Genomic DNA, 18,539 nt, shown 5'->3' with positions numbered 1-18,539 from the left:
GCGATCGCCAGCATCAGCAGGAAGGGCAGCCAGTCCTGCGACAGGCAGAAGATGATGCCGAAGCCGATCATGGCCACGGCCAGCAGCAGGTTCAGCAGATGCTGCCCGGCAAAGGACACCGGCGCGCCCTGAAACAGGCGGAACTTGTACTTGCCCGACAGCTTGCCGAAGGCGATCACCGAACCGGAGAAGGTGATGGCACCGACGAAGCAGCCGATGAACAGCTCGATGCGGTTGCCAAACGGGATATCGTGCGAGCCCGGCGGCGTGATGCTGAACGCCGACGGCTCGGCCACCACGGCCACCGCGATGCAGACCGCGGCCATACCGATCAGCGAGTGCATGGCGGCCACCAGCTCGGGCATCTTGGTCATTTCGACCTTTCTTGCCACGTAGGCACCGATGCCGCCGCCAACCACCAGCGCACCGAAGATCAGCGCCATGCCTTCGGCGACCGACGACTGGCCCGCGCCGATGGCCAGGAACTCGTTCTTGAGCTTGGCGATCAGCACCAGCGTGGTCACCGCGGCGATGGCCATGCCGATCATGCCGAAGGCGTTGCCGCGCCGCGCGGAGCTGGGATGCGAGAGGCCCTTGAGCGCCTGGATGAAACACACCGAGGCGAGCAGGTAGAGCAGGGTGACGAGGTTCATGCTCACTTGGCGCCCTCCTCATGACCCTTGCCAGCCTTGGCCTTGGGTTCCTTCTTCTTGAACATCTCCAGCATGCGCTGCGTCACCAGGAAGCCACCGAACACGTTGACCGCGGCGAGCGCGACCGCCAGCGTGCCCATGGTACGGCCCACGGGGCCCTCGGTCAGGCCGGCAGCCAGCATGGCGCCGACGATGATGATGGCCGAGATCGCATTGGTCACGGCCATCAGCGGGGTGTGCAGGGCGGGCGTCACCGTCCAGACCACGTGGTAGCCCACGTAGATCGCTAGCACGAAGATGATCAGGTTGATCACCGTGTGGTTCACCATTTCCATCGACTTCTCCTCCGTTGCTTGAATGCCTTGCTGCGCGGTTGTCCCGTGTTCTTTTGCCTGGCCAGGCGCCTGTGAGCGCCTACTGCATCGATGCCCCGCCTGGTGCCGCGTTGTCGTCTGTCGCGTAGGTACCCTCACCCCAGGGGGGACGGTACGGCTGGATCCGAAAATCGCATGCCGGATGCGGGCATCGCACCGGCGTTGGCTCCCGGCGCGATGTCCTCATCCGCTTACACCTTCTTGATTTCCTTGATGGCGTTGTTGTCGTCCACCAGGATGATCTTCGGCTTGTAGGTGGCGATCTCTTCATCGCTCATCGGCGCGTAGGTGCAGATGATGAGATGGTCGCCCAGGTGCGCGCGCCGCGCGGCCGCGCCGTTGAGCGAGATCTCGCCGCTGCCGCGCACGCCCTTGATGATGTAGGTGGAGAAGCGCTCGCCATTGTTGACGTTGTATAGCTCGATTTTCTCGAACTCCTTCATGTCGGCCGCTTCGAGCAGATTCTCGTCGATGCCGCATGATCCCTCATAGTTGAGGTCCGCCTGTGTCACGGTGACACGATGGAGCTTGGCGCGGAGCATGATGCGTTGCATGGGTGATACGTCCTTGGTTGATGCTGGATGAGCTTGTAGGGTAGCCCCTGGGGTTGAGTCCTGACGGGCCACTTGGAATGGTTCCGGAGCCTGGGTATCGGCCAGCCCGGCCAGCCGCACCGGCAGTACAGCCCGATAGCGGCAGGCGCGCTACCGTGCACCTGGCCGGAACCGCCTGGCCCCATTCTAAAGCGACCGGGCCGCGGCGGGCCCGCTGCCGCTTCAGGAAGCGCCGCGGACCACCTGGCCGTCCTTGCACATCAGGCAGGCGGCGACGATATCGTCCTCCAGGTTCAGCGTGAACTGGCCTTCCTTGTCGATGACGAGCTTGAGGAAGTCGAGCACGTTGCGCGCATATAGCGCCGACGCGTCGGCCGCCACCATGCTGGCCAGGTTGGTGTGCCCGATCAGCGTGACGCCGTGGCGTTCCACCACTTCGTCAGCCACAGTCAGCGGGCAGTTCCCGCCCTGCGCCGCGGCGAGGTCGACCACCACCGAGCCCGGCTTCATCGCCTGCACCGTTTCTTCCTTGAGCAGCACCGGCGCCTGGCGGCCCGGGATCAGCGCGGTAGTGATGACGATGTCGGCTGCCTTGGCGCGCTCGTGCACCAGTTCGGCCTGGCGCCGCATCCAGTCGGGTGGCATGGGGCGGGCATAGCCGCCCACGCCCTGCGCGATCTCGCGCTCTTCGTCGGTGACGAAGGGCACATCGAGGAATTTGGCGCCCAGCGATTCGATCTGTTCCTTGACGGCGGGACGCACGTCGGAGGCTTCGATGACCGCGCCCAGCCGCTTGGCGGTAGCGATGGCCTGCAGGCCCGCCACGCCAGCGCCGAGGATCAGCACGCGGGCCGCCTTGACGGTGCCGGCGGCGGTCATCAGCATGGGCATGAAACGCTGGTAATGATGCGCGGCGACCAGCACGGCCTTGTAGCCGGCGATATTGGCCTGGGAAGAGAGCACGTCCATGCTCTGCGCGCGCGTGGTGCGCGGCGCGGCTTCCAGCGCGAAGGCGGTCAGCGTGGCGCCCGCCATGCGCGCGTTGTTCTCTGCGTCGAAGGGATTGAGCATGCCGACCAGCACGGCGCCCGGCTTCATCAGCGCGAGCTCGGCATCGACGGGGGCGCGGACCTTGAGCACCAACTGCGCGCCGAAGGCTTGCGCCGCGGTGCCAATGGTGGCACCGACGGCCTCATACGCCGAGTCCGGCACGCTGGCGCGTACGCCGGCTCCCGACTGGACGATGACCTGATGGCCCTGGGTCACGTACTTCTTGACCGTCTCCGGGGTGGCGGCGACACGAGTCTCACCTGCCCGCGTCTCCTGCGGGATGCCGATGTGCATCGTCAATTTCTCCTTTTGCTGGCGTCTTTGAGGCGCTGTCAAAATGATTCTGGCGTTGGCGCGCGAGCTTGTCGTACGACCGCTACGACATGGCAACGCGCCTGACCAGAACCGCTTCGGCTCATTCTGACAATGCCACTGATCTGCTAGGCGGGCGGACGTCTTTGGCTCTTTTGTGTCTGCCCTTTGTGTCTGCCATGCGCCCGGCCAGGCCGAACGCAGCGCACAATTTTTTCGCAGCTTACAGGAATCTGACGATATGTGGTGACCGGCCGGTCGGCTTTTGCGCAACCGCATCACCCCCTCTCTGGACCTGTTGGTTCATCCCAGGGCATGCCGGGACGTTCCCTTTACGATTTTTACGCCATCCCTTGGCGGGCCGGTATTTTCTTGACACCGATTTTAGGCGCGTGCCCGTACTGTTCCGGTCGCGCCGCGGCCACTGTCATCCTGACGTTCGCCGTGGCTTCAGCCATCGCCTCATGCGTGGCTGTCCACCGATCGAAGTTCTTCCAATTGCCAAGTTATCCATGACTGCTCTTCGCTTCAACGTTTCGCATGCCTGCCTCGCTACCCTGTCTTGCGCCACGCTTCTCGCCGCGCCGGCCGCCTTCGCGCAGGGCGCACCCGATGCAGCCGCAGCAGCCGACGCGTCGCCGCACACCTTCACGGCCAACGTCACGCTGGCCAGCGAATATCGCTACCGGGGCCTGATGCAGTCCAACCGTCGCCCGGCGATCCAGGGCGGGTTCGACTACACGCATTCGAGCGGCCTCTACGTGGGCAACTGGAACTCCAGCATCAGCTGGCTCGGCGACAGCAACGCCAAGGTGTCGGCGCCGATCGAGATGGATTTCTACGGCGGCTTCAAGAACACCATCATGCTGGGCGGGCTCGAGTGGAACTACGACGTGGGCGTGCTGGAGTACTACTATCCCGGCGACTATCCGGCCGGCTACACACGCCCGTACACGACGGAGCTGTACGGCGGCATCGGCTACGGCCCGGTGTTCCTGAAATACTCGCACGCAGTGACCAACCTGTTCGGCTTCAACGACAGCAAGAACAGCTACTACGTGGACCTGTCGGCCAATGTGCCGCTGAACGTCTGGGACCTGACGCTCAATGCGCACGTCGGCTATCAGAAGGTGAGGAATGTCACGGACGCCTCGTACACGGACTGGAAGCTGGGGCTGACCAAGGACCTGGGCAAGGGCTTTGCGCTGGCGATCGCTTATATCGACACCAACGCCAACAAGTCGGTCTACACCAATGTGCCTGGCCGCTATATCGGCAAGGCAGCCGCCTTCGCGTCGCTCACCAAGACATTCTGAGCATGCCGCGCCATCTTGATGACATTTTGATGGCGGCGGCGGCGATTACTGCATCAACTTGAGGCGGCCATGCATAGCATGGTTGCATCTTCAACAGACGACCCGCCCAGCGCGGGTCCCGCTCAAATGCGACAGTCGAGCCTTGCCGTGGCCTTTGCTTGCGTGCCACGCCGCCGTCTTACCCGCACCGGATCCCGCACCGCGCGCCTTGACGCATCTGGCATCGAAGCCGCGAAGGCCGCCGCGCCCGCGCTTGGCTTGGACACCGCGCACAGCTGGATCCGCCTGCGCCTGGCGGTGGCGTCGAGCCAGGTCTTCGCGCTGCGCCAGTCGCTGCACCGCGCGATCGGGCAACTGGCGCGCATCTATGTGGTGGAAGTGGACCACCGCCATGGCGAGACCACGCTGCATGTGGAGGTCGAGCGCGGCGGCCGCGACGCTGCCATGCACGCCATCATGATGGCCCTGCCGGCCGCCGAGTTCGGCGTCACCACGGTGCTAGGACAAGACCATGCCGCGCACTGAGATGATGGCGGGCTTGCGCGAAGACAGCCGCGCGACGTTGTGGCTGCCGCTGGTGACACCGATGCAGGGCGGCGAGCTGGACCTGGCCTGCGCGCAGCGGCTGGCCGCGCACTATGTGGCCAGCGGCGTGGATGGGCTGGTCATCCTGGGCACGACCGGGGAGGGTGGCTTGCTCACGCGGGATGAGCGGCTGATGTTTACCGCCGCGGTGCTGGAGGCGGTGGACGGTGCGCTGCCGGTGCTGGCTGGCGTTGGCGGCGTGGATACCCGCGTGGTTTGCGAGCAGGTGCGCCAGCTCGACCGCTTCGACCTGGCGGGCTACCTGGTGCCGCCGCCGTACTACCTGCGGCCCGGCGATGAGGGCATTGCCTGGCATGTCGAGCGCGTGGCGGATGCCACCTGGCGCCCGCTGATGCTCTACAACGTGCCCAAGCGCACCGGCTGCAACATGTCACCGGCATTGGTGCAGCGGCTGGCCGCGCATCCGCGCGTCGTCGCGGTCAAGGAGTGTGACGCGGCCGGGCTGCGCGCCCTGGCCGGCAACGATCGGCTCGCGGTCTTCTGCGGCAACGATCGGCTCGCGGTCTTCTGCGGCGAGGACGCGGCCATGCTGGACCACCTGCTAGCGGGTGGCGACGGCGTGGTTCCGGCTTGCGCGCACATCCGCCCGGATCTGTTCGTGCGGTTGTTGCAACTGGTGGCGCAGGGCCGCGTTGCCGAAGCGCGTGCGCTGTTCGCGAGCCTGGCGCCGTTGATCTCGCTGCTGTTCTCCGAGCCCAATCCGGCCCCGGTCAAGACCGCGCTGGCATTGTGCGGGCTGGCAGGTTCCGAGGTCAGGCGGCCACTGGCGCCTGCCAGCCGCGCGCTGCGCGAACGGCTGGACCAGGTGATCGCTTCGCTGCCGGCGGTGGAGGACGTGGAGCGCACTTTGCTGCTGGCCTAGCGTTGGCGCGGGCGCGGCGCCGGATGCGTCGGATGCGCAGGATGCGTGAAAGGGCGGCAACCGGTAGAATGCCGGATTGCCTAAAATTTGTGCATCATGTCACACGACTGGAAGGCCAGCGTCACGGTTGCCGCGGTAATTGAGCGCGGCGGCCGCTTCCTGCTGGTGGAAGAAGAAACCCCCGACGGCCTGCGGCTGAACCAGCCTGCCGGCCATCTCGACCCGGGCGAGAGCCTGATTCACGCCGTCATCCGCGAAACGCTGGAAGAAACCGCGCACACGTTCGAGCCGCGCGCGCTGCTGGGCTGCTATATGGCCCGCCCGCACTCGGCCGGCACGGCGGCGCGACCGGGCGGCGACATCACCTATGTGCGCTTCGCCTTTACCGGCGAGCTGGGCGCGCTCGATGCCGGGCGCCAGCTCGATGTGGGCATCGTGCGCACCGTGTGGATGAGCGCCGACGAAATCCGCGCCTGCCCCGAGCGCCATCGCACGCCGCTGCTGCTGGCCTGCATCGAGGACTACCTGGCGGGCAAGCGCTTCGCGCTCGACGCGCTCTACACCCATCCTTCCGTGGTGGGCAGCGGAGTGCTGTCATGAGCCAGGGCAAGCGCGTCGTGGTGGGCATGTCGGGTGGCGTGGATTCGTCGGTGACAGCCTGGCTGCTCAAGCAGCAAGGCTACGAGGTGATCGGCCTGTTCATGAAGAACTGGGAAGACGACGACGACAGCGAGTACTGCTCGACCCGGCAGGACTGGCTGGACGTGGTCTCGGTGGCCGACCTCATCGGCGTCGACGTGGAAGCGGTCAATTTTGCCGCCGAGTACAAGGACCGCGTCTTTGCAGACTTCCTGCGCGAATATTCGGCCGGGCGCACGCCCAACCCGGACGTGCTGTGCAATGCCGAGATCAAGTTCAAGGCCTTCCTGGACCACGCCATGTCGCTGGGCGCGGACACCATCGCCACCGGCCACTACGCGCGCGTGCGCGAAGCGGGGGTGGATGTGGGTGCCGGCAAGGGCCGCTTCGAGCTGCTCAAGGCCTTTGACCACACCAAGGACCAGAGCTACTTTCTGCACCGGCTGAACCAGGCGCAGCTGTCGCGCACGCTGTTTCCGCTGGGCGAGATGCCCAAGACGCGCGTGCGCGAGATCGCTGCCGAGATCGGCCTGCCCAATGCCAAGAAAAAGGATTCCACCGGCATCTGCTTTATCGGCGAGCGGCCGTTCCGCGATTTTCTCAACCGCTACCTGCCGACCAAGCCGGGACCGATGAAGACGCCGGACGGCAAGGAAGTCGGCCAGCACATCGGTCTGGCGTTCTACACGCTGGGGCAACGCAAGGGCATCGGCCTGGGCGGCAGCCGCGCGGGCAACGGCGACGCCTGGTATGTGGCGCGCAAGGACATGGCCAGCAACACGCTGTATGTGGTGCAGGGCCATGAGCATCCGTGGCTGCTGACGCCTACGCTCGACGCTGCCGACCTGTCGTGGGTGGCGGGCACCGGCCCGGCGGTGGGCACCACGCTGTCGGCCAAGACGCGGTATCGGCAGAGCGATGCGCCCTGCACGGTGACAGGGGCGGGCGACGATGCCCTGCAACTGACGTTCGCGCAGGCGCAATGGGCGGTTACGCCTGGCCAGTCCGCGGTGCTGTACGACGGCGATGTCTGCCTGGGCGGTGGCATCATCCGGTGAGGCGTGCAGAGTGCGATGCGATGAAAAAACCGGCTCGATGGCCGGTTTTTTCATCGTTGCGCGGCAGGAGGCGCAGGCAAGGCTCAGGCGCGCGGCGGTTCCGTGTCGATGAACGACTGGCGCTTGGCAAGCTTGTCCTGGTATACGGCGAGGCGCGGGTGGCGCTCACGCCAGGCGATGTCCGGGAAGCGGAAGTCCAGGTACGACAACGCGCAGCCCACGGCCACGTCGGCCAGCGAGTAATGGTTGCCCGAGCACCAGGGCCGGTCGGCCAGGCCGTCGGCGATGGCGGCCACCGCCGCATCGATCTTGCCGAGCTGGCGCTGGACCCAGCGCTCGCTGCGCTGCCCGGGCTCGCGCTGCGTGTGTTCCAGGCGCGCCAGCAGGGCAGCATCGAGCAGGCCGTCGGCCAGCGCTTCCCAGCAACGTACCTCGACGCGTTCGCGGGCGCCTTGCGGGATCATGCGGCTGACGGGCGTCAGGGTGTCGACGTATTCGACGATCACGCGCGAGTCGAAAATCGCGCCGCCGTCTTCCATGACCAGGCACGGTACCTTGCCCAGCGGGTTGAACTGGGAGATGGTGGTGTCCGGCGACCACACGTCAACCTCGACCATCTGGTAATCGATCTTCTTTTCCGCCATCACGACGCGCACTTTGCGCGCGTAAGGGCTGGTTTGCGATGCATACAGCTTCATGGACTCCCCTCGAGCTTGTTATGAAGTGCATCGGCCGCGTCTCGCGCGCCCCGGCATGCCCGATGCACTTCATAACAGGCTAGCGGATCGGCGAGCGCGAGTATACCCGTGCCCCGTCCGGGATGTGCCGGGCGTGCGCGGCGCCTGCCTGCCGTGTCGTCATGCCGAGACGCGCGAGCTGCCCGGCCCCGCGAACGCGTCCACAGAACGCGGGCCGCGATGGTAAAATGCCCGCTTTCCGTCGTGCCGTCAGTCGGTATTTGCGCCGAATTGTTCTCTTTTTGAGGTGGATTGGACCTGTTTTTGTGTCTTTTCCCCTCTTTAGGCCGGTTCGGCCTTGTCACCGGCCACTTCGGCCCGCGAGGGCCTCGCCCGGCCATTTTGCCTGCGCAATCTGCCCGCCCGGCCACGCTTGCGTAACCACTTCCCTCTTCCCTCCGGTCTCCCAGCATGTCTTCTTCCTCGCTCTCTCCGCTCACCGCCCTGTCTCCCATCGATGGCCGCTACGCCTCCAAGGCCGATGCGCTGCGCGAGTGGCTCTCGGAAGCGGCCTTCATGCGCAACCGCGTCAAGGTGGAAGTGCACTGGCTGATCGCGCTGTCGCAAGCCGGCCTGCCCGACATGCCGAAGTTCTCGCCGGCCTCGGAAGCGGCCCTGCTAGCCCTGGTGGACAACTTCACCGAGGCCCACGCATCGCGCATCAAGGAGATCGAGGCGGTCACCAACCATGACGTGAAGGCCGTGGAGTACTGGCTCAAGGAACAGGTCAAGGGCAACGCCGAACTGGAAGCCGCGAGCGAGTTCATCCATTTCGCCTGCACCTCGGAAGACATCAACAACACCTCGCACGGCATGATGCTCAAGGGCGCCCGCGAAGGCGTGATCCTGCCCACGCTGCAACGCGTGCATGCGCGCCTGGTGGAGCTGGCGCATGCCAATGCCCGCCAGCCGATGCTGTCGCGCACCCACGGCCAGCCGGCCAGCCCGACCACGCTGGGCAAGGAAATGGCCAACGTGGCGGCACGCCTGGCGCGCGCCATCGAGCGCATCCAGCGCGTGGAGCTGCTGGGCAAGATGAACGGCGCGGTCGGCAACTACAACGCCCACCTGTCGGCGTACCCCAGCTTCGACTGGGAAGCCTTCTCCAAGCAGGTGATCGAAACGCGTCTGGGCCTGACCTTCAATCCCTACACCATCCAGATCGAGCCGCACGACTACATGGCCGAGCTGTTCGACGCCATCGCCCGCGCCAACACTATCCTGCTCGACCTGAACCGCGACATCTGGGGCTATATCTCGCTGGGCTACTTCAAGCAGCGCACCAAGGCCGGCGAAATCGGCTCTTCGACCATGCCGCACAAGGTCAACCCGATCGACTTCGAGAACTCGGAAGGCAACCTGGGCCTGGCCAATGCGGTGCTGCGCCACCTGTCGGAAAAGCTGCCGCTGTCGCGCTGGCAGCGCGACCTGACCGATTCCACCGTGCTGCGCAACATGGGCGTGGCCTTCGGCTACAGCCTGCTGGCCTATGAGGCCTGCCTGCGCGGCCTGGGCAAGCTGGAAACCAACCCCGAGCGCCTGGACGAAGACCTCGACAACTGCTGGGAAGTGCTGGCCGAGCCGGTGCAGACCGTCATGCGCCGCTTTGGCGTGCCCAATCCCTATGAGCAGCTCAAGGAACTGACGCGCGGCAAGGGCATCTCGCGCGAGGCGCTGCAAACCTTCATCAGCGGCCTGGCGATCCCCGACGATGCCAAGAAGCTGCTGCTGGAAATGACCCCGGCCACCTATATTGGCCGTGCCGTCAGCCTCGCCGAACGCGTGTGATGTTCCCGGCCTGCTGGCCGGCGCGGTGCAAAAAAGCCATCCCCGGGGATGGCTTTTTTTGTTGATGGGCGGCCGGCGCAGGCACGGCTTGCCGGCTGCGGCGAAATGTCACTTCAAATGGTTTGAATGATTCCATGAATTTCAGACCGTTCCGCAACCTGCCCGCCGCACAATAATGCGAGAATTCAAGGAGCAGCAGTAATTGCCGTTCAGTAAAAGATAGTGAAACGCCCGCAAGGGCAGGGGTCCTTATCCATGCATTCCCAAGCCAAAGCCGGCGCCCACGCCGGCGCTGCCGCAGCGCCGCAGCCGACGTCCGCCTATGGGGCCACGGCGATCGGCCTGCACTGGATCATCGCGCTGCTGATCTTCGCCGCCTTCGGGCTGGGCCTGTACATGACCAGCATCCCGGGCTTGTCGATGCTCAAGCTCAAGCTGTTTTCCTGGCACAAGTGGATCGGCGTGACCGTTTTTGCCATCGCCGTGCTGCGCGTGCTGTGGCGCGCCACCCACCACGCGCCGGCACCGGCCGCGGGCACTCCGGCCTGGCAGGCCAAGGCCGCGCACGCGGCGCACCTGCTGCTCTACGCGCTGATCGTGGTGGTGCCCATCACGGGCTACCTGTACAGCTCGGCTTCAGGGGTTCCCGTGGTCTACCTCGGCATCTGGCAGCTGCCCGCGCTGATCGAGAAGAATGATGAGATCAAGGAAATCCTCAAGCTGGTCCACATCTGGCTGAACTACCTGATGGCCGTGATCGTCGTAGTGCATGCGGCCGCTGCCATCAAGCATCAGTTCATCGAGCGCGATGGCACGCTGGCGCGCATGCTGCCGTTCCTCAAGTAAGCCGACATATCGGCAAACCGACAAATGACCGAGGGCCGCAAGGCCCTCTTAGCGACAGGAGTTTTTAATGAAACGCATTCCCCGCCCGAGCGCGCTCCTGATGGCAGCCACGCTGGCCACTGCCGGCATCGCAGCCAACTACGCCTGGGCCCAGGTCGACGCAGCCAAGAGCTCGGTCACCGCGACGGCCCGCCAGATCGGCGTGCCGATGGAGGGCAAGTTCAAGAAGTTCGACGCCACGGTCGCGTTCGATCCCGCCAAGCTGGCAACATCCTCGGCCAAGGTCGAGATCGACGTGTCCAGCTTCGAGATCGGCGACGCCGAGACCACCAAGGAGGTCAAGGGACGCGACTGGTTCGACGCGGCCAAGTACCCCAAGGCGGTGTTCCAGTCGACCAGCATCAAGGCCGGCGCCGCCGGCAAGTATGAGGTGGCGGGCAAGCTCACCATCAAGGGCAAGACCCAGGACGTCGTGATTCCGGCAAGCTATCGCCAGGATGCCGGTGGCCAGGTGTTTGAAGGCGTGCTGCCGATCAAGCGCACCGTGTACAACATCGGCGACGGCGAATGGAAGGACACTTCCGTCGTGGCCGACGATGTCCAGATCAAATTCCGTATCGTGACCTTGGCTAAGAAGTAAGCGCGCGGCGCTCATCTTCCCTGCCATTCCTTTGCTGTTCATCCCCAACTTTTTGCCGGGAGCTCTCATGAAATTGCGCACCATCCTCGCCGCTGTCGCGGCCCTGTCCGCCGTCGGCGTCGCATCCGCCAACACGGTGATCTACAACCTCGACCCCACCCACACGTACCCGAGCTTCGAAACCGACCACCTGGGTGGCCTGTCGACCTGGCGCGGCAAGTTCGAAAAGTCGAGCGGCGTGGTGACGCTGGACCGTGCCGCGAAGACCGGCTCGGTGGACATCAAGATCGATCCCGCCTCGGTCGACTTCGGCAACAGCAAGCTGAACCAGCACGTGAAGGGCCCTGACATGTTCAACGTCGAAGCCTTCCCCGAAGCCACCTACAAGGGCAAGTTCTCCAAGTTCAACGGCGATGTGCCGACCGAAGTCGATGGCGTGCTGACCCTGCACGGCGTGTCCAAGCCGGTCAAGCTGGAGATCCGCGAGTTCAAGTGCATCCAGCATCCGATGCTCAAGCGCGAAGCCTGTGGTGCTGACGCGGTGGGCACTTTCAACCGTGCCGATTTCGGTATCGACTACGGCGTGAAGATGGGCTTCAAGCCCGAGGTCAAGCTGGCGATCCAGGTCGAAGGCGTAAAGGCGGACTAAAGGCCGACCAAGCGCCGACCAAGCGTCGACTAAAAAGGCCGGGAGCATTCCCGGCCTTTTGCATTATTTTCGGTGGTTTCCGGTTGTTCCCGGCCCGGCGGGTGGGCTTGCGCAGGTTGTGTTGTCTGCACTTGACGCCCACAGTACAATGATCCGCTAAGAATCAGTTACAGTCCTACTCAGTACAGTCTCACTCAGTTTCAGTCTCAGTCACAGTTACCAGGGTGTAGTCGCGCGCGTGCCATCATCAGGACGCCCATGCCCGCAACCGATTACCGACATGTATCCCAGCAGTACCCCCTGATACTGGCCTAGCGTAGCGATCCATCGCCCTACGAGCTGTACCCGGCCAGTCAATGATGCATTGTTGAACTGGGCGGCCGGCAGCGTTTTTCGGATTTCTCTGGCGCAATACCGTGTACTCCCAAACGCAAATCGATCCGGTGGTTAGTTTCCGCAACTCGCAGGGCGAGCAGGTGCGGGGCACAATTATCAATCTCCAGAGAAAAGCTCTGGTGATGGAAATCTACAATCCATACTCGATCGTCCAGGTCAGCGAGGTGCTGAGCGAGCTGAGTGTGCGCATGGGCAGCAAGAACGCCTACCTGGGTAAGGCGGTGGTGATGAGCCTGGTGAACACCGGCCTCACCGCGGTGGTATCGCTGACGCTGATCGATGAATGGCGCGAGCTGAGCGACCTGCCCAATGAGCCTAAATCGGTTGGGCGCGAGGCCGAACTGTTCATCAACGACTGGGATGCGCGCTTCAATATCCGGCGCGATTACCAGATCGTGGTCAATGAAATGCGCGCGTTTCTCTCGGAAGTCTCGCGCTGGGTCGAGCAGGTCGACCTGACCGAGAACCTGCCCAAGAACGACGGACGGCTGCGCGAGGACGTGTTCTACGAGCTCGCCACGCCAATCATGCTCAAGGTCAAGACCTACCTCGACCGGCTCGAAGGCGAGGCCGAGCAGGTGGACGCGGAGATCGCGCCGGTGCACCGCACATACGCGCAATCGGCCCTGCATCCACTGCTGCTGCGCGCCCCCTTTGTCTACCGCACCTTCACCAAGCCGCTGGGCTATGCGGGCGACTATGAGATGGTCAACCAGATCCTGAACGATCCGCAGCAGGGCCCGACCACCTACTTCCAGATCGTCAATACGGCCTTCCTCAAGGCGGCCGTGGCGACCGCCCACCGCAACCGGATCGACCTGCTGGTCGATTTCCTGTCGCGCCAGGCCGATGCCGCCCGCGCGGCCGGCAGGCCGTTTCGCATCCTCAATGTCGGCTGCGGCCCGGCCTTCGAGATCCAGCGCTTCGTGCGCGAGTATCCGCAGCCGGAGCTATTGTCGTTCCAGCTGGTCGACTTCAGCGAGGAGACCCTGGCCTACACCAAGTCCTCCATCGAGAGCTCGGCCGCCTCGGCGGGGCACAAGGTGTCGGTGGAGATGGTGCATCAATCGGTACATGAACTGCTCAAGCGCAAGATCGCGCCGGACGACGCCGGGCTGCGCGAGTTCGATGCGGTGTACTGCGCCGGGTTGTTCGACTACCTGTCCGATAAGGTGTGTTCCCGCCTGCTGAGCTATTTTGCCGCGCGTACGCGGCCTGGCGGCCAGTTGCTGGTAACCAACGTCCATTCGGACAATCCGGAGAAATTCGGCATGGAACACCTGCTGGAGTGGTACCTGATCTATCGCGACGAGGCCAGGATGAGTATGCTGCTGCCCGAACAATCCCGTGATCACAAGCTCTATGTCGACCAGACCGGGGTTAATGTGTTCGCGGAAGCGATCATCCTCTGAAACGCCAGTAGCCGGCCCAGCCATGAGCACCAATCAACTTTACGCGGGTTACCAGACCGAGCTGGCGGATTTCCGCCTGGCCTTCAGCCGCGGCGGCGCCTATACCGCCATCGTGCTGGTGCTGCTCGGCGTGGGGTTGGACTACGGCCAGTATCCGCAGTTGCAGGCGCCCTTCGCCGTGGCGCGCGTGCTGGTGTCGCTGCTGATCGCCGGCATCGTGATGCTGTTGTACAGCACGGCAGGGCGCCGTTTTGCGCCGTGGCTGACGTTGTCCTGGCTGCTGCTGCCGCAGATCATGATCTCGTGGATGATCTGGCATACCGATGGCGTGGAGTCGCCGTATTACGTCGGGCTGAATCTCGCCATCTTCGCGTCGGGCATCGCGCTGCCGTTCGGCTTGTGGCAGAACCTGGTCTTCGGGATCCTGTCCTACCTGTTCTACCTGCTTGCCTGCGTGCTGCATCCCGGCGGCATCGAGCCGGCCGGCACCTTTATCGTCAATTCGCTGTTCCTGCTGTTTGCCGCAGCGGCCAGCGCGGTCTATACCTTCTTCAATGAGCGGGCGCGCTTCATGCTGTTCCGGCTGAAAGCCGAAGTGGCGGAGAAGAACGGCGAGCTCGAAGTGATCAACCGCAAGCTGGTCGACATCAAGGGCCAGATGCTGCAGCAGGAAAAGATGGCCGCCATCGGTACGCTGGCCGCGGGCCTGCTGCACGAGGTCAACAACCCGGTCAACTTCTGCCTGATGGCGATCGAGGTCGCGCTGGAAGAGCCGGTGGCCAAGAACGAACCGATGCTGCAGGAGTGCCTGGTCGACGCCAAGCAGGGAATGCAACGCATCCAGCATATCGTGTCGGACCTGAAGACCTTCGCTTATCGCAAGCCCGGTGCTGAAGCGGAGGGCACGCCGTTCCTGTTCGAGAAGGCGCTCGACTCCTCGATTCGGCTGACCGCCCATGAGCTGCGCGGGGTGGCCGTCACGCGCGAGTTGCCGACCGATACGCTGGTCCTGGGCGACGAAGCCGCGGTGATCGGCGTGCTGATCAACCTGTTCTCCAACGCCGCGCTGGCCATGCGCAAGGCCGGCACGCAGGCCCCGGCCATCCATACCACCGTGAAGTGGGTGGAGCGCCGGCTGCATGTGACCGTGAAGGACAACGGACCGGGCATTGCGCAAGAGCACCTGGCGCGCGTGTTCGAGCCGTTCTTCACCACGCGCGAAGTCGGCCAGGGCCTGGGCCTTGGCCTGTCGATCAGCTACGCGGTGATCGAGCGTCACGGCGGCGTGCTGTTTGCCGAGAGCGAGCTGGGCAAGTGGGCCTCGTTCAGCTTCGACCTGCCCCGAGCCGACTGAGAATGCCATGAGCGACGCCCGTCAACCACGGCTTACCGTGCTCTACGTCGATGACGAGGAAATGGCATGCAAGTACTTCGCTCGCGCGGTCGGCACGGAGTACGAGGTGCTGGTCGCCAGCGGCGCCGACGAAGCGGTACGCATCCTGCGCCGGGAGAGTGCGCGCATCGCCGTGCTGGTGACGGATTTCCGCATGCCGGGGCGCGATGGCGGCGACCTGCTGCGCCAGGTTGCGCTCGAGTACCCGCAGATCGTGCGCATCCTGGTGACCGCCTACGCGGACAAGGACATGCTGTTGCAGACGGTCAACACTGGCGAAGTGTTCCGCATCCTGGAAAAGCCCATCGAGCTGGGCCAGGTGCGCGAAGCGCTGCGGCTGGCCGCCGAGCGCTATCGCGAACGCTCGATTCGCCATCAGCGCCTGATGGCGATCGACGAGACGCTGGCCTTCCTGGCGCATGAACTGAACACGCCGCTGGCGGCGATTGCAAATTTTGCGCGGGGTATCGAAAGCCGTATCGCGGCGGAATACAATCCGCTGCGCCAGAGCGAGATTGGCCAGGCGGCCACGTCGATGCACGACAACGCGCAGTATTGCCTGGCCGTGATTTCGTCGTTCCTGCAGTCGGTGCGCAGCAGCGGCAGCCGGCCGAGCACGCAAGCAGGCGCCAGCCGGGAAGTGACCGCCGGCGGCCTGATCGCCGCGCTGCTCGACACCTACCCCTTTGCCGGGCCGCAGCGCGAGTGGGTAAAGATCGAAATGCATGACGACTTTGCCGTGCGCACGCTGCCCAATTGCGTGGCACTGGTGCTGTCGTCGCTGTTGTCCAATGCGCTGCGGGCGCTCGACGGCGTCGACTCGCCTTCGCTGCGCTTCGTGGTGGCGGCCGAGCCCGATGCCGCGATCCGCATCTGCGACAACGGCCCGGGCATACCACCTGAGGTGATGGGGCGCCTTCTGGTGGATCCGGTCACCACCCATGCGAGTACCGGCGGCAACGGACTGGGCATGATTTTTTGCAACCGTGTCATGCAGTCTTTCGGTGGCGGCATCCGGATCGAGTCTACGTCCGGTGCGGGTACCACGGTGACGCTGGATTTCCCCAATACCAAGAGTCGAATGCATAGGAGTGATCGATGAACGAACCGAATGCCACGCAGGCACCATCACCGGCGATTCTGTTCGTCGATGACGAGGCGACGGCCGTCAAGTATTTCCAGCGTGCCATCGGAGCCCTGGCGCCGGTCGTGACCGGTGGCTCGGTCGAAGAGGGCAAGGCGCTGCTGGATGCGCACGCGGACAGCCTTGCGGTCCTGGTCTCCGACCAGCGCATGCCGGGCGAGTACGGCAACGAGCTGCTGCGCTACGCGCGCGAGCGCTATCCGCATATCGTGCGGATCCTGACCACCGCTTACTCGGAGATCGAGCATACGGTCGCGGCCGTCAACGAGGGGCAGATCCATCGCTATATCAAGAAGCCGTGGGACATCACCTCGCTGCGCATGGAGCTCAAGCAGGCGCTTGAGATGGCCGGCCTGCGCAAGGAGCGCGACCAGTTGCTGCGCGAGAAGCTGAGCGTGCTGCAGCGGCAGACCATTGCCGCGCGCATCGGCCTGATCCGCACGCTGTCGGCCAGCCTGATCGGCCCGGAGCGCTTCCAGCCGGTGGACACCTACCTGGCCTCGGCCGCGCTGGTCGGCGTGCAGAATCCCGAGCCGGACTGGCTGCTGATGGACTACGCCGACCTGGTGGCGGCGGAAAGCCGCCGCAGCGGCACCTTCGGCCACGCCGTGGCGGCCAAGCTCGCCGCGCTGCGCACGCAGCTCGCCGGCCGTGGAGCGGGCGATGCGGTGGCGGCACTGGCCGAGACGCTGGCCGCGACGCAAGGCGCAGCCAACGTGCGCCGCGATGGGGATGCCCTGGTGTGGATCCAGGGTGCCGCGCTTGCCGAGTACCTGGGCGAGCCGGTGGATAAGGAGGTGTCCGCGCAGCATGCCACCTGGCTGGCCGGGCTGCTGTGGCTGGATGAAACCGGCGGCGCACTCAAGGCAGTGCGGGAGGGCGACTCCATCGTTTACCGCCCCACCGATCGCACTGCGGAGTTCGCCGCGGATCGCCTGGCGGTGTGGATCGAGCAGTTCTGAGCAAGTTCCAAGCGCGTTCCGAGTAGCAACGGCATAACAAGAAAGGGCACCCGAAGGTGCCCTTTTTTGCTGCCTTTGAAACTATCCGCGGCAGGCCCGTCAGGCCTGGGCGCCGAAGTTCGGGTCGTCGCGGTCGACGTCGCCCGGCTTCTTCTCGCCCTTGACCAGGTCCTCGCGCTTGACGCCCAGCCACATGGCCAGCGCCGCGGCGACGAACACCGAGGAGTAGATGCCGAACAAGATACCGACGGTCAGCGCCAGCGCGAAGTAGTGCAGGGTGGGGCCGCCGAAGAAGAACATCGACAGCACCATCATTTCGGTCGAGCCGTGGGTGATGATGGTCCGCGAGATGGTGCTGGTGATCGCGTTATCGATGATCTCGTGCGTGGTCATCTTGCGGTACTTGCGGAAGTTTTCGCGAATCCGGTCGAAAATCACCACCGATTCGTTCACCGAGTAACCCAGCACCGCCAGGATTGCCGCCAGCACCGACAGCGAGAATTCCCACTGGAAGAAGGCGAAGAAGCCCAGGATGATCACCACGTCGTGCAGGTTGGCGATGATGCCGGCCACTGCGAACTTCCACTCGAAGCGGAACGACAGGTAGATCACGATGCCGGCCACCACACACAGCAGCGCCAGCAGACCGTCGGTGGCTAGTTCCTTGCCCACCTGCGGGCCGACGAACTCGACACGCTGGAGCTTGACGTCAGGCGCGGCAGTCTGCAGCGCCGTCATGACCTGCTCGCTCTGCTGGGCCGAGGTGGCGGGCTTGCCGTCCGGACCCTTTTGCAGCGGCAGGCGGATCATCACGTCGCGCGAGGTGCCGAAATTCTGCACCTGCACGTCGGTGTAGCCAAGCTTGCTGACCTGGCCGCGGATGCGCTCCAGGTCGGCCGTCTGCTGGTAGTTGACCTCCATCACCGTGCCGCCGGTGAACTCGATCGACAGGTGCAGGCCCTTGTGTGCCAGGAAGAATACGGCGGCGGCAAACGTCAGGAAGGAAATCACGTTGAAGATCAACGCGTGCTTCATGAACGGAATATCGCGCCGGATGCGGAAGAATTCCATGTTGAATCCTGTTTTGTACGGCAGCGCCTGCTGCCGTTCTATGCTGGTTGGATGTCCATGCGCGTTCTGTGCGCGCG

The 18,539-nt window shown here is 64.4% G+C and carries 19 protein-coding genes; 13 read left to right on the top strand and 6 right to left on the bottom strand.

Translation table 11 applies throughout. From position 1 onward, the window contains the following. The 4 genes from AC07XB_RS10340 to AC07XB_RS10325 form a co-directional block, all read right to left on the bottom strand. The coding region (locus tag AC07XB_RS10340; RefSeq protein ID WP_492829073.1) for an NAD(P)(+) transhydrogenase (Re/Si-specific) subunit beta at positions 1-653 on the bottom strand (653 nt) is incomplete at its 3' end. Positions 654-655: 2 nt separating this feature from the next. Continuing rightward, the gene (locus tag AC07XB_RS10335; RefSeq protein WP_045240719.1) at positions 656-988 is read right to left on the bottom strand and encodes an NAD(P) transhydrogenase subunit alpha part 2; all 333 of its coding nucleotides are present in this window, start codon (positions 986-988) and stop codon (positions 656-658) included. Between the two features lie 230 nt (positions 989-1,218). Then, positions 1,219-1,581, bottom strand: coding sequence for an aspartate 1-decarboxylase (panD, locus tag AC07XB_RS10330; RefSeq protein WP_006157598.1), 363 nt, complete (start codon positions 1,579-1,581; stop codon positions 1,219-1,221). Positions 1,582-1,803: 222 nt separating this feature from the next. Further along, positions 1,804-2,925 (bottom strand): Re/Si-specific NAD(P)(+) transhydrogenase subunit alpha, encoded by a 1,122-nt coding sequence (locus AC07XB_RS10325; RefSeq protein WP_150985941.1) that lies wholly within the window; start codon positions 2,923-2,925, stop codon positions 1,804-1,806. Between the two features lie 530 nt (positions 2,926-3,455). Between AC07XB_RS10325 and AC07XB_RS10320 the strand changes: the two genes are divergently transcribed. From AC07XB_RS10320 to mnmA, 5 genes are all read left to right on the top strand, one after another. Beyond that, positions 3,456-4,259: a TorF family putative porin gene (locus AC07XB_RS10320; protein WP_477133073.1), complete on the top strand. Its 804-nt coding sequence runs from the start codon at positions 3,456-3,458 to the stop codon at positions 4,257-4,259. Positions 4,260-4,385: 126 nt separating this feature from the next. Beyond that, positions 4,386-4,784 (top strand): hypothetical protein, encoded by a 399-nt coding sequence (locus AC07XB_RS10315; protein WP_492372946.1) that lies wholly within the window; start codon positions 4,386-4,388, stop codon positions 4,782-4,784. Further along, complete coding sequence (gene dapA / locus AC07XB_RS10310) at positions 4,771-5,727, top strand: 4-hydroxy-tetrahydrodipicolinate synthase (RefSeq protein ID WP_492829068.1); 957 nt, start codon at positions 4,771-4,773, stop codon at positions 5,725-5,727. Before AC07XB_RS10315 ends, dapA begins: the two co-directional genes overlap by 14 nt. 96 nt (positions 5,728-5,823) lie before the next feature. Beyond that, positions 5,824-6,327 (top strand): NUDIX hydrolase, encoded by a 504-nt coding sequence (locus tag AC07XB_RS10305; RefSeq protein ID WP_492372948.1) that lies wholly within the window; start codon positions 5,824-5,826, stop codon positions 6,325-6,327. Next, a complete protein-coding gene (mnmA, locus tag AC07XB_RS10300) occupies positions 6,324-7,424 on the top strand; it encodes a tRNA 2-thiouridine(34) synthase MnmA (protein ID WP_492372949.1) in 1,101 nt (366 codons plus the stop codon). Before AC07XB_RS10305 ends, mnmA begins: the two co-directional genes overlap by 4 nt. A gap of 83 nt (positions 7,425-7,507) precedes the next feature. Here mnmA and AC07XB_RS10295 read toward each other — a convergent pair whose 3' ends face one another. Then, on the bottom strand, positions 7,508-8,122 hold the full coding sequence (locus AC07XB_RS10295) for a glutathione S-transferase family protein (RefSeq protein ID WP_174422964.1): 615 nt from the start codon (positions 8,120-8,122) through the stop codon (positions 7,508-7,510). A gap of 450 nt (positions 8,123-8,572) precedes the next feature. Here AC07XB_RS10295 and purB point away from each other — a divergent pair, with 450 nt between their 5' ends. From purB to AC07XB_RS10255, 8 genes are all read left to right on the top strand, one after another. Then, entirely contained in the window at positions 8,573-9,949 is a 1,377-nt protein-coding gene (purB, locus tag AC07XB_RS10290; protein WP_183035252.1) for an adenylosuccinate lyase, read from the top strand. A gap of 255 nt (positions 9,950-10,204) precedes the next feature. After that, positions 10,205-10,795 carry a cytochrome b gene (locus AC07XB_RS10285; RefSeq protein ID WP_492372950.1) on the top strand — a complete coding sequence of 197 codons (591 nt, stop codon included), beginning with the start codon at positions 10,205-10,207 and terminating at the stop codon, positions 10,793-10,795. A 67-nt stretch (positions 10,796-10,862) separates the two neighbouring features. Further along, positions 10,863-11,435 carry a YceI family protein gene (locus tag AC07XB_RS10280; RefSeq protein ID WP_043349502.1) on the top strand — a complete coding sequence of 191 codons (573 nt, stop codon included), beginning with the start codon at positions 10,863-10,865 and terminating at the stop codon, positions 11,433-11,435. Between the two features lie 67 nt (positions 11,436-11,502). Next, positions 11,503-12,084 (top strand): YceI family protein, encoded by a 582-nt coding sequence (locus tag AC07XB_RS10275; RefSeq protein WP_492829065.1) that lies wholly within the window; start codon positions 11,503-11,505, stop codon positions 12,082-12,084. A 416-nt stretch (positions 12,085-12,500) separates the two neighbouring features. Then, entirely contained in the window at positions 12,501-13,892 is a 1,392-nt protein-coding gene (locus AC07XB_RS10270) for a class I SAM-dependent methyltransferase (RefSeq protein WP_492372951.1), read from the top strand. A gap of 22 nt (positions 13,893-13,914) precedes the next feature. Next, complete coding sequence (locus tag AC07XB_RS10265; protein ID WP_150985951.1) at positions 13,915-15,246, top strand: sensor histidine kinase; 1,332 nt, start codon at positions 13,915-13,917, stop codon at positions 15,244-15,246. 7 nt (positions 15,247-15,253) lie between these two features. Further along, on the top strand, positions 15,254-16,387 hold the full coding sequence (locus tag AC07XB_RS10260; RefSeq protein WP_174422957.1) for a hybrid sensor histidine kinase/response regulator: 1,134 nt from the start codon (positions 15,254-15,256) through the stop codon (positions 16,385-16,387). Then, a complete protein-coding gene (locus AC07XB_RS10255) occupies positions 16,384-17,391 on the top strand; it encodes a response regulator (protein ID WP_174422956.1) in 1,008 nt (335 codons plus the stop codon). The genes AC07XB_RS10260 and AC07XB_RS10255 overlap by 4 nt, the downstream gene beginning before the upstream one ends. A 99-nt stretch (positions 17,392-17,490) precedes the next feature. Here AC07XB_RS10255 and secF read toward each other — a convergent pair whose 3' ends face one another. Further along, on the bottom strand, positions 17,491-18,462 hold the full coding sequence (gene secF, locus AC07XB_RS10250; RefSeq protein WP_459371956.1) for a protein translocase subunit SecF: 972 nt from the start codon (positions 18,460-18,462) through the stop codon (positions 17,491-17,493). Positions 18,463-18,539: the final 77 nt, after the last annotated feature.

Source organism: Cupriavidus sp. GW821-FHT02F09 (assembly GCF_059421605.1).
Note: the sequence above shows the minus strand (reverse complement) of the source record. Positions and strands in the feature narration are given on the sequence as shown.

Coding starts and splice junctions, on each gene's coding strand:
- AC07XB_RS10335 (WP_045240719.1), bottom strand. CDS start 988: ATGGAAATGGTGAACCACACGGTGATCAACCTGATCATCTTCGTGCTA.
- panD (WP_006157598.1), bottom strand. CDS start 1,581: ATGCAACGCATCATGCTCCGCGCCAAGCTCCATCGTGTCACCGTGACA.
- AC07XB_RS10325 (WP_150985941.1), bottom strand. CDS start 2,925: ATGCACATCGGCATCCCGCAGGAGACGCGGGCAGGTGAGACTCGTGTC.
- AC07XB_RS10320 (WP_477133073.1), top strand. CDS start 3,456: ATGACTGCTCTTCGCTTCAACGTTTCGCATGCCTGCCTCGCTACCCTG.
- AC07XB_RS10315 (WP_492372946.1), top strand. CDS start 4,386: ATGCGACAGTCGAGCCTTGCCGTGGCCTTTGCTTGCGTGCCACGCCGC.
- dapA (WP_492829068.1), top strand. CDS start 4,771: ATGCCGCGCACTGAGATGATGGCGGGCTTGCGCGAAGACAGCCGCGCG.
- AC07XB_RS10305 (WP_492372948.1), top strand. CDS start 5,824: ATGTCACACGACTGGAAGGCCAGCGTCACGGTTGCCGCGGTAATTGAG.
- mnmA (WP_492372949.1), top strand. CDS start 6,324: ATGAGCCAGGGCAAGCGCGTCGTGGTGGGCATGTCGGGTGGCGTGGAT.
- AC07XB_RS10295 (WP_174422964.1), bottom strand. CDS start 8,122: ATGAAGCTGTATGCATCGCAAACCAGCCCTTACGCGCGCAAAGTGCGC.
- purB (WP_183035252.1), top strand. CDS start 8,573: ATGTCTTCTTCCTCGCTCTCTCCGCTCACCGCCCTGTCTCCCATCGAT.
- AC07XB_RS10285 (WP_492372950.1), top strand. CDS start 10,205: ATGCATTCCCAAGCCAAAGCCGGCGCCCACGCCGGCGCTGCCGCAGCG.
- AC07XB_RS10280 (WP_043349502.1), top strand. CDS start 10,863: ATGAAACGCATTCCCCGCCCGAGCGCGCTCCTGATGGCAGCCACGCTG.
- AC07XB_RS10275 (WP_492829065.1), top strand. CDS start 11,503: ATGAAATTGCGCACCATCCTCGCCGCTGTCGCGGCCCTGTCCGCCGTC.
- AC07XB_RS10265 (WP_150985951.1), top strand. CDS start 13,915: ATGAGCACCAATCAACTTTACGCGGGTTACCAGACCGAGCTGGCGGAT.
- AC07XB_RS10260 (WP_174422957.1), top strand. CDS start 15,254: ATGAGCGACGCCCGTCAACCACGGCTTACCGTGCTCTACGTCGATGAC.
- AC07XB_RS10255 (WP_174422956.1), top strand. CDS start 16,384: ATGAACGAACCGAATGCCACGCAGGCACCATCACCGGCGATTCTGTTC.
- secF (WP_459371956.1), bottom strand. CDS start 18,462: ATGGAATTCTTCCGCATCCGGCGCGATATTCCGTTCATGAAGCACGCG.